10 protein-coding genes are annotated in these 14,027 nt (G+C 48.9%); 1 reads left to right on the top strand and 9 read right to left on the bottom strand.

Annotated features, from left to right (window positions below; genetic code table 11):
* Window positions 1–75: 75 nt before the first annotated feature.
* The 9 genes from ACG2E4_RS06920 to ACG2E4_RS06880 form a co-directional block, all read right to left on the bottom strand.
* Window positions 76–1,599, bottom strand: a complete 1,524-nt coding sequence (locus ACG2E4_RS06920) for a RagB/SusD family nutrient uptake outer membrane protein (protein ID WP_395276095.1) — start codon at window positions 1,597–1,599, stop codon at window positions 76–78.
* 53 nt (window positions 1,600–1,652) lie between these two features.
* Window positions 1,653–5,012 (bottom strand): SusC/RagA family TonB-linked outer membrane protein, encoded by a 3,360-nt coding sequence (locus tag ACG2E4_RS06915; RefSeq protein WP_395276094.1) that lies wholly within the window; start codon window positions 5,010–5,012, stop codon window positions 1,653–1,655.
* Window positions 5,013–5,052: 40 nt separating this feature from the next.
* Complete coding sequence (locus tag ACG2E4_RS06910; RefSeq protein WP_395276093.1) at window positions 5,053–6,135, bottom strand: FecR family protein; 1,083 nt, start codon at window positions 6,133–6,135, stop codon at window positions 5,053–5,055.
* 424 nt (window positions 6,136–6,559) lie between these two features.
* Window positions 6,560–7,150: an RNA polymerase sigma factor gene (locus ACG2E4_RS06905; protein WP_395276092.1), complete on the bottom strand. Its 591-nt coding sequence runs from the start codon at window positions 7,148–7,150 to the stop codon at window positions 6,560–6,562.
* 1,100 nt (window positions 7,151–8,250) lie between these two features.
* On the bottom strand, window positions 8,251–9,399 hold the full coding sequence (gene metK, locus ACG2E4_RS06900) for a methionine adenosyltransferase (RefSeq protein WP_395276091.1): 1,149 nt from the start codon (window positions 9,397–9,399) through the stop codon (window positions 8,251–8,253).
* Window positions 9,400–9,563: 164 nt separating this feature from the next.
* A complete protein-coding gene (gene ruvB, locus ACG2E4_RS06895) occupies window positions 9,564–10,580 on the bottom strand; it encodes a Holliday junction branch migration DNA helicase RuvB (protein WP_395260104.1) in 1,017 nt (338 codons plus the stop codon).
* Between the two features lie 225 nt (window positions 10,581–10,805).
* Entirely contained in the window at window positions 10,806–11,180 is a 375-nt protein-coding gene (locus tag ACG2E4_RS06890; protein ID WP_395276090.1) for a hypothetical protein, read from the bottom strand.
* A 180-nt stretch (window positions 11,181–11,360) separates the two neighbouring features.
* Entirely contained in the window at window positions 11,361–12,161 is an 801-nt protein-coding gene (locus tag ACG2E4_RS06885) for a tetratricopeptide repeat protein (protein WP_395276089.1), read from the bottom strand.
* A 320-nt stretch (window positions 12,162–12,481) separates the two neighbouring features.
* Entirely contained in the window at window positions 12,482–13,027 is a 546-nt protein-coding gene (locus ACG2E4_RS06880; protein ID WP_395276088.1) for an RNA polymerase sigma factor, read from the bottom strand.
* A 179-nt stretch (window positions 13,028–13,206) separates the two neighbouring features.
* On the opposite strand from ACG2E4_RS06880, the gene ACG2E4_RS06875 reads away from it, so the two are divergent.
* Window positions 13,207–13,974: a segregation and condensation protein A gene (locus ACG2E4_RS06875; protein ID WP_395260112.1), complete on the top strand. Its 768-nt coding sequence runs from the start codon at window positions 13,207–13,209 to the stop codon at window positions 13,972–13,974.
* Window positions 13,975–14,027 lie beyond the last annotated feature (53 nt).

The following is a 14,027-nucleotide window of genomic DNA, read 5'->3' as shown; positions in this document are numbered from 1 at the left end:
CCCTGCGGGCTCGTTTGAACTTGCTATTTATTGTTGTTGATCAATCAATAGGTTTCACTAATTTCCTGCTCCTGGTTACCTATACCCATTGTTGGTCGGATCCGATTCCAGCAGGGCCGGGTTAAGATTCAGCTCTTCTGTTGGAATTGGCAGCAATACATGCTTGGGCTCAATATTGGCAGCCGGGTTGTACACCCGGTATTCGGTATCCTTGACCACCTCTTCCAGGATTCCCCAGCGAATCAGGTCCAGCCGGCGGTGCCCTTCGCCGCCAAGCTCCCAACGGCGTTCATCATATATGGCTTGCCGAAACTCCTCCTGGCTCAAACCGGAAAGAGGCTGATCGGGATCATAGGCGCGTTCCCGCACACGATTGATATACTGGTAGGCATTTGCCGGGCCGTTCAGTTCATTTTCGGCTTCAGCTGCCATCAAGTATACATCCGCGAGACGGAAGATGATCTTGTTGTCACCGTGATTGCCCCTTGGTGAACCGATCTGGTCCAGGTTCCACATCTTGGGCATGTAGGGAAAATTTAAGTCGTAACCCAGGTAGTTGGTCACAATGTTGGAGGATCTCCTCAAGTCATCAGTGGGAAATTCGTTGACATAGTCGGGCAGTGGAATGGCCAGGCCATAGCCGGTAAATCCTTCATTCCTGCTGCTAAGATCCGCACTTAGAGCATCACGCTCGCTGCTGTTCTGCGGCTCATCGCGGATACGCGGCGTAAAGTGATCCACCCAATCGTCGGGGTTCGTATCCTTGACAAAATCTATCGACCAGATCACCTCGTCATTGTACTCGTTATCCGGGGCAAAAACGTCGGCATAATTATCCAGCAGCCGGTGGGGTGATTCGTTGATTATCTCAACCGCTTTGTCACGGGCCTCTTGCCATTTCTCCTGTATCAAGTAGATTTTGACCATAACCGTCGCTGCGGTCCACTTTGAAGCCCGACCCTGTTCACTACCGCTGTAGCTGTCGGCCAATAGATCCTGGGCTTGTTGCAGGTCCTGCAGGATATCATTACGAATCTGGGTCTTGTCGGTACGACCAAGTGTGCGGATCTCCTCAATCGAAAGGTTTTCCCTGAAATAGGGTACATCTCCCCAAAGGTTGGTTAGGTGGTAGTAGGAATATGACCGCATAAAAAGGGTTTCTCCAATGAACTGGTCTCGGTCTTCAGGTCTAATATTTTCATTGCCCTCTACACTTGCCAGTATGATATTGGAATTCTGGATAACCCGGTATAGATCCTGCCAAGTAAGCGGAGCACCGCCCCCCTGCGAGATATCCCCGACATTTCCTTCATTTAGCGTATAATTTTGAATCGGTTCAACCTGCCCGAATAGCCTGTTGGGGCCGATCACATCCGCTCCATTCTCGTAGAATCGGTCCAGCCCGATCTTGGCATGCAGCGAATTGTTTTTATAGATCGTGTACAAGCCGTTGACAGCCGACTTTACCTCTGCACTTGAGTTAAAAAAATTAGAGGGCGATACGATATCCCGAGGCTCCTCGGCCAGGAAATTATCGCAACTGAATGAAGAGCCCACCAACAAAACAATCAGTATGATGTTAAATTTAAAATTTTTCATAACGCTGATATTTAGATTAATTTTTTTCAATGAAATACCGTGGTTAGTCTTCATTAAAGGGTTGCCTTGATACCCAGGGAAAGCGTCCTGGCACTGGGATATTCACCCTGCGAAAACCCGAAGGCCACGTTGCTTCTGCCGAACATGCTGGTTTCGGGATCGTTCAACCGGAAGTTTGACAGGATAAACAGATTGGTTCCAGAGAAATAGACACTCAGGTTCTTAAACGAATTCAATCCCCATTTTTCTACCGGCAGGTTGTAAGAGAGCTTCAAGTTCTTGAGGCGCAAATGGGTGGCATCCTCAATCTGCTCAGAGTTACTTTTTATTTCTGCCAGCGAAGCTACTGTTCCGGCCCTGGGAATATCGGAATCCTGGTTATTTGGGGTCCATCGATCCAGGGTTTCCGCATACTTGGTACGCTCAGCCCGTCCGAAAAAGGCGGTCTGTGTGAGGCTGTTAAACACCTCGTTTCCGTATGTTCCCTGAATGGAGAAGTCCAGCGCCCAGTTTTTATAGGATACTGAGTTTTGGAAACCGTAGATAAAATCCGGCTGTGGGCTGCCCAGCACTTCAAAATCATCTTCTGTAATCTGGCCGTCGCCATTGGTATCCTTAAAGCGAGGACCTCCGACGTCAACACCAACCTGGCCGGAGGCGTCGATCTCTTCCTGGGATTTCCAGGTTCCAAGGTACTCAACACCCACAAATACCGGGGCGCTTTCACCAACGATCAGTCGCCCGCTGGGACCACCCTGACCCGTACTTGAGGGGTCAACTACATTTATAAAATCAACACCTCCCAGGTCTACAACTTCATTTCTATTCCCGGAAATGGAGAGCGTGCTAGACCACCTCAGGTCTTCATTGGAAATATTGACGGTATTAACCATCATCTCCAACCCCTTGTTTTCAATCTGTCCCAGGTTCTGGAGCCTGCTCACGAACCCTGTTTGACGGGGAATTTGAACGTTCAGCAGCAGGTCCGAAGTCTTTTTGTAGTAGTAATCCAGCTCAACCGAGAGGCGGCTGTCGTAAAAAGCCGACTCAAGACCGATATCAAGCTGTTCGGTGGTCTCCCACTTCAGATCTTCATTGGCTGGACGTCCCAGCGTTACCCCTGCTTGCTCGGCACCATTAAAGGTGGTGTTGGCATTATCGAGCAGGGCCAAGGTTCTAAACGATTCAATCGCCTGGCTGCCGGAAATACCGTAACTGGCACGAAGTTTCAACAAGTCAAAAACATCCAAATCCTTAATAAACGGTTCCTGGGACAATCTCCAGCCGACCGCCGCAGAGGGGAAAAATCCATATTTATTCCCCGGTGCAAATCGTGAGGAACCATCTACACGGCCAACTACCGTTAACAGGTATTTATCCATGTAGCTGTAGTTGGCCCGACCGAGCCAGGAGACTAGCTGGAAGGCATTGAAGTCGGAACCCACAACATTACGGTTCGGGTTTGACCCAAAGGAGAGGTTGTTGTACCCGGTAATATCATTTGAAAACTCAAAGGCGCGGGCCAGGTTATCCTCTACCAGCAGTTTCTGAACGGTGAATCCCCCCAGCAGATCAAGACTGTGATCAACTCCCAGATCGGTATTGTAGGAGACGGTGTTTTCATTGATGAACCCGATGCTGGAACTGGTGCTTACGCGGGCATTCCCACCCGCATTAATGACCCTGTTCTCTGGCAATGCTCCCGGATTAAACTGGTTCAGCTTGTTTTCATTGATCTCCGGGCTGAATGTGGACCGAATACTCAAATTTGTGATCGGTTCTATTTCAACAAAGACATTGCCCAGGATATTTGTCACGAAATCGTGATTATCCTGGAGCTGTATATCAGCCTCGGGGTTTGACTGGATTGAGGCCGACACAGGATTTTCTTCTGAGAATAATCCTTCATCATTATAAATGGCCCTGTTGGGGAGGATATCCCGAAATACCTGGGCTATATTTACCACGTTGTTCTTTTGTTCCAGCCTCGAAATATTAAGTCTAAATCCCGTTTGTACAGCATCTGACAACTGGTAATCAAGGTTCGTCCTAAAGATATACTTCTTTATCTGGGATTCGCGGACAACTCCTTCTTGGTTAAAGTGATTAGCCGACAGATAGTAATTTATTTTTTGATCCTCCGAAGTACCTGCAACGGATAGATCTACATTATGAACACTGGCATCGCGCGTGACCTGGTCGATCCAATCCACGTTAGGAACGTTATCAATATTGGAGAACGGAAGGGCTGCACTTCTGAACTCTGCATCTTCGTTGGCGTATTCCGCGTGTTCCCGTCCATTTAAGAAGTCGACCGTTTCCGTCATGGACTGTATACCGGAGTAGGCACTGATCGAGATTTCTGGGCTTCCCGCACTTAAGCCTGAACCACTTTTCGTGGTCACCAGGATAACTCCATTCGCTCCCCTGGTACCGTAGATCGAAACCGCCGTGGCATCTTTAAGGATGTCGATCGATTCAATATCGTTGCTGTTGATATTATTTAAGTTGAAATTCTGCCCCACAATAACACCGTCAATTACCCAGAGCGGTTCATTGTTTCCCTGGATGGAATTCCCCCCGCGAATACGAATGGAGGAAGCAGAGCCTGGTTCACCACTGACCTGAGTAACTTGAACACCTGCTGCACGACCTTGCAGAATCTGATCTACCCGTGAATTTGGTACATTTTCTAAAGCCTCACCTTCGACTTTACTAACTGAACCCGTTAGTTCTTCTTTACGAGTAGTGCCGTAACCAATAACTACTAACTCATCCCCTGAAACCGCCTGAGATTGCAACTCAAGATCAATCTCCGTCCGCCCATCAATCGGCACCTCTTGCCGCTGATAACCGATAAAGGAAAACACCAGCGTATCCTGCAGAGATGGGACCGAGAGCTCGTAGCGGCCTTCTGAATCTGTTGAAGTACCCGTGGTAGTTCCCTTCACCAGCACGTTTACGCCGGGCATTGTTTCACCCGTGGAAGCATCCGTCACCTGGCCGGTCACCTGTTCCAGCACCGGGGCCCGCCTGAATGAGGGCTGCCCGTTCAACAAAACATATGTCTGGGCATCGATTCGCTGAAAGGAAAGATCCAGGCCCTGCAGTATCATAGAGAGGCTACGACCCGCCTGAGTGCTCTCTTCCAGGTTAATTTTATCGGAGGGTACCATCTTGTTTTCCACTACCTGGTTGCGGTACAGAAAAGTGACATCAAACTGCTGCTCCAGTGCCGTTAACAGATCCTGCAGCGCAACCATCTCCTTGCCCTGCAGGTTCTTCATCACATCCGTACTACTCAGGAGTACTTTATTCTCTGCTCCGCCCTGGGCTATACTTTGATGTGGCCATGTCCCCTGAACCAGCATCGAGACCATAAACAGTATAATCGTCAACCGTAGCTTATTCATATCTATCCTTTTTGCTTTGTTTGTAAGGGTTAATTTCCAATCAATTTTGGGTCACATCTCCTATTAAGAGCTTATTTCCCCGTTGTACAATCTCTGTCCTCAAAATCTTTTCCAGTGCTTCCCGCAAGACTTCAATGTTGTCGCTTTTAATAGAACCGGACAGCTTTTCTTTGCTGAATTTGCTGCTCAGTACCACCTCCACCCCAAATGTATCTTCAATTCGCCTGGCCACCTCTTCCATAGGCGTCTTTTCAAAAATCAGCTTGTCCTCTTTCCAGGAGGTATAGACGCGGGTGTTGACCTGCTTGACTGCGATTTTGTTATCGTAGGCTTTAAACTGGACCATCTCACCGGGCTCCAGCAGGTACTCATTGGGTTTGCCGGTATCTTCATCCCTGACCCGAACACTGACTTCGCCTTCTTCCAGCACCGTCTGGGTCCGCCCCCTGAACGTGTTGACCGCGAAACGGGTCCCCAGCACCTGAACAGACCCATTGTCGGTGTGAACGGTAAACGTACGCTGCTGTTCATCTTCCAGGTGGGTGATATCAAAATACGCCTCCCCCTTCAACCAGACTTCCGTATTGAGCCCTTCTTCAATCCGGGAGGAAAAACGTAGCTCTGAGTTGGCATTCAACACAATCCGGGACCCGTCACTGAGTCGGAATGTCAGCTTTTCGCCATAATCGGTCTCATATTCTTTAACCGGCGTCGTTTGGGTCTTTTCAGCAGTGGACTCAATGGACTGCTGGTAGGAGGGATACGCCTGGTATGCAAACACGCCTCCCAATAGTACGACAAGAAATACGATACCGGCCGCAACCGGGGCAATACGTCTCCTGTGGTACAGTCCGGGAGCAGCGCCGGCTTGCGATGAGGACGCGCGTTCAGCCTGGTCAATTTTTTGATTCAGCTTCTGCAGCTCTAGATGGGGGTCGGGCAGCTCATGCTCCCGCTCAAGTGCCTGCATCATCACTCTCGCGTCCGCAACCAGCTGGCGGCGGCCGGGCTGCTCCTGCAGCCAGACATCCCAGCGCTCCTTCTGCCCGGGAGACGCTTCTCCCTTAAGCCAGAGCACAAAGGATTCATCTGACAGTAATTGTTCCAATTTGCTGTTATCCATCTTTTACGATCTTTGTTATCATATTTCCACTTGGTAAGAAACCATCGTGACCATTTTGTCCCGGGTATTATTTTCTGGTTTGTTCTGCATGTTAACCCGGATTATTCACGAAATAGTAAAACATGAAATTAAGCCTGTGATGTTGGTTGATATATCGAAAATTACCTGTAGCTCAAATTTGGGTGCCGTTGCAACGAACTGCGAAATTGGCCCGTGCACTTCGTTATCCCGACAATGGCTCTTCAACGCACCTCAGTACGCCTGCTGGTGCCATTGCCGGGACGCCTCGTGCACAACCAAATTTCTTGGTGAATAATCCGGGTTAAAGAACCAGGAAGGCGGTCAACCTGCCTGGCCTTGCGTAGGGAATGGGATTTCCACGTTACAAAACTGTAGAACCCGGGCTAAGAGGTGCCGGCACATTTTACTCGGTCAAATAATAGATCTCTTCCCGTATCCGTCGCGTCGCCTCGTAGATAAGGTTGCGCACCCTTTTGTCGGAGATCCCCATGATTTTGGCAATCTCCCCGTTGCTCATCCCCTCATCCACTCGCAGCAACAGCGCCTCTTTCTGGCGGGGCGAAAGGACCTCTACCGACTTTCTGTACAGCTCCATCCGCCGCTTTCGCTGCTCCTCCCGGACTATTTCCTCTTCGATGGTAACAAAAGCCTCATCTTCCTGTTCAAGATAACGAGCATTGCGCTCTCGGCGGGACGTTTCACGCTCATGTAACCTCAGCAAAATCCGGCGAAGCGACACAAACAGGTAACCGCGAACCGACCGGGGACGGGAGAGCAGGGTTCGCTTCTGCCAGAGACGGAAAAATAGCTTTTGGATGCTGTCCTTGACCACCTCGGAACCTGAAGAGAAGTTCATGCCGTACCGAAAGAGCTGCTCGTAATACCGTAAAAATAGTTCTGAAAAAGCACCCCTGTTACCCGACTGAAAAGCGGTCCAGAGTTCTTCTGCCGACCGGCCGTGCCAATCATCACTTGTACCTGGCTTTCTGAACATCTCGTGCAATCCCACAACTTCCCCTTTTTTGTGGCTCTGTTATCCCAACATGAATGAAGCGAAAATCCCCGCCAAGCTCATGTCCTTCTCACTATCTGTTTACTAAGAAACAGCCAGAAGACCAATGTCCCGGATTTTTTTACTACTCCTTAAATAGAACTCAACCCGCACTGCTGATCGAGCTATGATATCCCTCTTCTTGTTTTCACATCGCAGGAAAAGGCCGGAAATTAATTTTAAGCAGCTAACGGTGGCCTGATTGACTTTTTTACCGCTTCCCAAATGCATTTTCATATACTTTTATCGCATTCATCTGAATCCCTCCTTTATCCCATGCAGATATGCATTTGGCAGGTACCTGCCAAATGTGTTTACCCGTTTACAGCGTGTTCAACCCCATCAAATATTGGGGGCGTCCTCCGCTCCGACAAAGCGGATCAGGGAGATTGAATATTCACCTAAAGAAATATAAATCAACTTTTTACCGGTAATCGTGCCATCTAACTCTATATATTGATCTCTCTCCTGAATAGCAATAAAGCAGGAAAAGTATAACAGCGCATCGCTACTGAATTAATTCTTCATGCGATTGGATGAAAGTATGTAAAGGGATGAAGTGGCCGTGATGGGAATTATGAATGAAGAATTAGGAATCAGGAATTTCGAAGGTCGCATAAACGGGTTATAACATCATTTCGAAACCGGAAGAATTTTTGTCTGACGAGGAGTTAGGACAAAAAATAGACCGGCTTTTCCTGGCCTTAAATGGGGCGTGGAGGCCCTGCCGGTACTACCTTGTCTGATGGTCAGCTCGGCTCGAAACCTGCGAGGTTTGTACTCCGGAAGGGACGCACCCTATCAAGGCCATTGCCTTTCCTGGAAGGGAAACCTAGCAGGTTTGGGATCAAGACCTTGTTCGGAACAGGCATTGTTCTCTACCCCCCCACGCCTGCTGCGGCTGTTCCCGGCCTTTTTGGGTTCCTTTTGGATCAAGCCAAAAGGAACATTGTATTGAGGGAAACAGCTTTTTTTGGACTTGATATATCACTCGTGCGGTAGCCGAACAAGAAATGCCTGAGGCCAGCTTGTACTTTTTAATATTACAGCGCGTTCTGAATTTTATCGGTGTAATCCAGTTTCTCCCAGGGAAACTCCTCGCGTCCGAAATGTCCGTATGCCGCCGTTTTTTGATAGATCGGGCGCTGCAGGTCAAAACGATCGATAATGCCGGCCGGCGTGCAGTCAAACGTCTTAAGAATCGCCTCTGCCAGCGCGGCATCCGTGACCTTGCCGGTTCCATTCGTGCTTACATTCACCGACACCGGTTCCGAAATCCCGATAGCATATGCCAGCTGCACCAGGCATTCATCGGCCAGCCCGGCCGCCACCACATTTTTTGCGATATGACGCGAAGCATACGCCGCGCTGCGATCCACCTTCGTGGCATCCTTCCCGGAAAACGCGCCACCACCATGAGCCCCGCGGCCGCCGTAGGTGTCTACAATAATCTTGCGTCCTGTCAGGCCCGTGTCGCCATGCGGGCCGCCGATGACAAATTTACCGGTGGGATTTACATGAAAAATGGTTTCCGAATCCATCAGGTTTTCAGGAATAACTTCCGGGATGAGGTGCTTTTTCAGGTCCTGCTTTATCTGCTGCTGGTCCACCTCTTCATCATGCTGGGTGGAGATCAGTATGGTATCCACCCGCCTGGGATTACCTTCCTCATCGTATTCCACGGTCACCTGGCTCTTGCTGTCGGGCGCCAGGTAGGGCATAAGAGCCGTATTCTTGCGAATATGCGCCAGCTTCCGCAACAGATCGTGCGAATACTGCAGCGTCATCGGCATCAGGGTGTCGGTCTCCCGGCACGCGTAGCCAAACATCATGCCCTGGTCACCGGCCCCCAGCTCCTTGTCCTCTCCGGCGTCGACCCCCTGCGCAATGTCTGGACTCTGCTGGTGGATGCTGGAAAGGATGCCGCAGGAATCGGCATCGAACCGGTAAGAGGCCTTGGTATAGCCGATATCACGAATCACTTCCCGGACAATATCCTGCACTTCTACATAAGCCTCGGTATTCACTTCGCCGGAAAGAATTGCCAGGCCGGTCGTTACCATCGTTTCAACGGCTACCCTGGAGTTCGGATCTTCAGCAAGCATCGCATCCAGAACAGCATCTGAAATCTGGTCTGCTACCTTGTCGGGATGTCCCTCTGATACAGATTCGGAAGTAAAAAGGTTTTTCATAATGTCAGCTAATCAATATTTAAACAATATGTGGCCTGGTACTTTGAAAATTGAGCAGTGAAGCTACGAAAAAAAGATCATAGTGTACACTTTCGATCTGCTTTTAACCACCCGGTATTGTGCCTTACGCTGGAACTGTGTGCAGATATTAAACTACCGCGATATCAGCCAAACAGACCCGGCTCGGCTTCTTCATCGGGGTCGATCCCCAGGTATTTAAACGCCTTTCGGGTGGCGATGCGCCCCTTGGGCGTGCGCTGCAGGAATCCCTCCTTGATCAGGTAGGGTTCATAGACCTCCTCGATCGTGCCCTTGTCTTCGCCCACGGCCACCCCCAGTGTGCCGAGCCCCACCGGTCCGCCGGAGTAGTTTTCGATGATCGCCTTCAGGATGCGGATATCCATCTCATCAAAGCCGTTTTGATCTACATCCAGGGCATTGAGGGCTTTGTCAGCGATCTCATCGGTAATGGTATCCAGATCCTCCACCATGGCAAAGTCGCGCGTGCGGCGCAACAGCTTGTTAACAATGCGCGGGGTCCCCCGGCTGCGGCGGGCAATTTCAAACGCTCCCTTGTCGGTAATGCCGAAGTCCAGAATTTTAGCCGTGCGCGCCGCAATATGCTGCAACAGCTCCACATCGTAATAATCCAGCCGCATGTCGATGCCGAAACGGGCGCGCAACGGGGCTGTAAGCAACCCTTTTCGGGTTGTGGCTCCCACCAGGGTAAACCGGTTCAGGTCGATTTGAACGCTGCGGGCATTGGGACCTGAATCGATCACGATATCAAGCTTGTAATCCTCCATCGCCGAGTAGAGATACTCCTCCACCACGGGATTCAGCCGGTGGATTTCGTCGATAAAAATTACATCGCCCTGCTCCAGGTTGGTCAACATGCCGGCCAGGTCCCCGGCCTTTTCCAGCACCGGACCCGTCGTCGGTTTGATCTGCACCCCCATCTCGTTCGCAATAATGTGGGCCAGCGTGGTTTTGCCCAGTCCGGGAGGCCCAGAAAGGATGACGTGGTCGAGTGCTTCTCCCCGTTTCTGGGCAGCTTCAATAAAGACAGAGAGGTTCCGAATCACTTTGCGCTGACCTATAAATTCCCCGATTGAGCCGGGGCGAACGTTCTGTTCAAAGAGTTCCTCTTTTTTTTCAGCGTCTAGCAGTGGATTTTGCACGGAGTTGTAGGTAATGAATAATGATGAGTTTGAGTTCTCTTAAATTAATTCATTATTCATAAATCTCTAAAATTGTTACAAATAACAGAACCACTTTACATTTTCTGAACAAGTTGCCGAAAAGTTCTTGTATTTACCAGCTCCTCCAGCATTTATTTAACCGGATTATTCATCAATAACTTAGTAGGATAAGCAGGCTGTTTTGAATGCAATATTTTATGGACATTAGCCCGGATTTACCTCACCAAGAAATTTATTTTTCAGCAAGGCGAAGGGCAAATGGCCGCGCAGACGTACATTGGCACGTTGAGCAGGTGATTTGCCCTTCAACGCAGCTGAAAGACAAATTTCGCAGGCTTTTACACTCTGTGTGTGATAATCTGGCAGTGAAAAATAGTATAAGTTATGGTCACCCATGAAGTTACATGATTTTATCCGAAATACTGTGAGAAATCCGGGGTAGCTGCATTTTCCTGCATAGGTGTTTTTACAGGAAATTTTTGATAGCCAGGTTCCTGTTAGAAGTGGTAATCTCGGAATGGGATGTTCATTTTGTGAGTGACCCATAACGAACAAGGAAAGCTGATTGGGAAGTCCCATCAAAAAAAGCTGTTTCCCTCAATACAATGTTCCTTTTGGCTTGATCCAAAAGGAACCCAAAAAGGCCGGGAACAGCCGGTCTATTTTTTTGTCCTATCTCCTCGTCAGACAAAAATTCTTCCGGTCGGACATGGTGCTTTAACCCGTTTATGCGACCTTCGAAATTCACAATTACTAATTCTACTGCTCAAGCTCCTGGAAGTCGATATTGCCCAGCTCGTAATCCAGTTTTCTCAGCAGGCGATATGCCGGCTTGCGATAGGTTCCGTCCAGCAGGTACGTTTTTTGAATCGCTGCCCGAGCTTTATCCAGCTGGTCCAGATTGATATATGCATTCCCCAGGTACCAGTACGCCTTTTCTTTCAACAGATCGGCATCTTCTGCAATCGAAATAGCTTGCTGGAACGCATCGGAAGCGGTACGAAAATCGCCCTCATTATAGCGGATAATGCCAATATTCAGGTGGGCCCGGGCCGCCACCGGCGTATCCTCATATTGTAGAATCACCCGCTCATACATCTGTACGGCCCGCCCTATATCCCCGGATAAAGCGGCTTCAAAACCGACATTCATAAGTGAATCCGCGCCGGTAAGTTCCGCGTTCTGGGAGCGCATGACCATCGGCGCCGCCAGGTTGCTCGTCATATTAATGGTACCGACCGTCTGCTCCGATAGAGGAGTAGAACTGTCAATTTTGAGAAAATTGATTGCAATCACCAATATCGCTACAGAAGCAGCAGCTGCAATCCATTTCCATGACTGGCGCAGTTCTGATACCTTCGATTCCGGTCCTTCTCCCGTGCGATTCTTCCGTTCCTCAAGAATCGATTTTACCGCGATTTCGGTTTCCAGGTACTCCAGGTATTCCTGGTTTTTCAAAAGTTCAACCCAAAATTCACGGGTCTCCTGTTCAGATAGCTGATCTTTTAAATAGGCATCAATCTGCTTTATAATTTCGATATCTCTTGATTGATGATTCATCACGCTGGTTGTTCTGTTTTACAAATTACTTGTTAGAGGGCTTGGCAAAACCATTGTTTTTGCCAATATCGTCATTTTTGCGGATGCGAAATCCTCATTTATCAGATATAAACTGCGGTTTCGAATCCGCTCAGGCATTGATCTTGACCAAAACTCCTGGTTTTTCACAGCCCTCTTGTTGCAAGCTCTCTTGGCATCCGAAACGGTACCTTCATTGTCAGTATGTATTCCAAAAACTTGAATTGACCAACACCTCGGGTTTTCAAAAGGACTCCTGTTATTATATAGACCGGTAAGACGACCAATCCTTACAAAAAAATTTATTGATTGATTTTCCGCTTGTAACATTGGTTCAGTTTTTTAATCACCCGGTGCTTCCGGGTCCATACATTATTGACGCTGATACCAAAATGGGAGGCTACCATATCGGCTTCAGAGTCGGGGTGTTCAAACCAGTACTCGATGAATGTGCGATACATCTCCTTCAGCTCCTCGATGCAGCGCTTCAAAATCTGCTTGCGCTCCCGGTCCAGTATGGATTTTACCTGGTTGGGCTTGTGAAACTCTGTCCTGGGAACGTGATCATAATTTACTTCCCTTATTTTCTCCTGCTCCTTCAGGTAATTATTCCTGCACGTGCTCATAAGGTAGGTTAGTATACGGTCCGTATTGTTCAACCCGTCCTCCCTGAGTACCTTCAGGACGCGTTCCAGCGAGTGCTGCACACAATCTTCCGCATCTGCTGTTGAGGCCCCCATGTGGATCTCCAAAAAACGGACCAGGCGGGGTATGATCTCCTCAAGAATCTTGTTTACTTTTACATCATCGCCATCCTGGAGAGCTTCTGCTAACTCTGAATAATCCATCCAACTTCCTGATTTTTAACTGTCGTTTTTTGCACCCCGAATGCTACTTCAACCCAAAGGTATTAAAAACAAATCAAAATTATGTATTGGTGCTGCATTCGTTATTAAAATTTCCTTTTTTAGCCAAAGAACTGTACCATCAGTGTTGGTTGCACCCTTTTCCATTTTAAGAATTTCTCATGTACCGAGTTCAGCTCAAAAATTTTGAAGGTCCTCTCGACCTGCTGCTCTTTTTTATCAAAAGGGACGAGCTCGACATCTATGATATTCCGATCTCCTATATTACGGAAGAGTTCCTGGAATATATTCAACTGATGGAAGAGCTGGACCTGGATGTTGCGAGTGAATTTATCCTGATGGCCAGCATGCTGATGTCGATCAAAGCGCGCATGATGCTTCCCAGGGAGGACTCCGGCGATGATGAGATGGATGAACACGATCCCCGTTATGAGCTGGTGCAGCGGCTGCTGGAATACAAGCGGTACAAGGAGGCGGCAGAAAAAATGTCGGCTATCGAGGAAGAGGCCCAAAAATTTCACTACCGGGGCTACCACGAGGTCGATGAAGTTGAGAAACAGGCGACCGGGGAGGCGCTCAAGGATGTCACTATATTTGACCTGATGGCCGCTTTTAACAAGGTGCTCACGCAGGCGGAGCATCAGCCGACGGCCCATCATGTGGAAAAGATCGGGCTTACCGTGGAGCAGCAGACCGAATACATCCTGGAGAAGCTCCATCGCGGCGGGCGGACCTCATTTAAGGCGATCTGCCTGGATTTGAGCAGTAAAACAAAGGTGGTAGTCACCTTTCTCGCGGTCCTCGAAATGTTGAAAGAGCAGCAGATCAGTCTCTATATCGATGACGATGATCCGACCGAGTTTTACCTGGACCTGCGCCCCGTAGACGAGATTATCGGAGACACGATGCGGGAATCGCCGGCAGAATAAAAACTCTGTCAGCCTGTTATATGCTACCTAACCCCGACAACCCGTTTTCTGAA

Origin of the sequence: Halalkalibaculum sp. DA384 (assembly GCF_043951955.1) — a bacterium.
Taxonomy (GTDB): domain Bacteria; phylum Bacteroidota; class Rhodothermia; order Balneolales; family Balneolaceae; genus JAMQKA01.
Note: the sequence above shows the minus strand (reverse complement) of the source record. Positions and strands in the feature narration are given on the sequence as shown.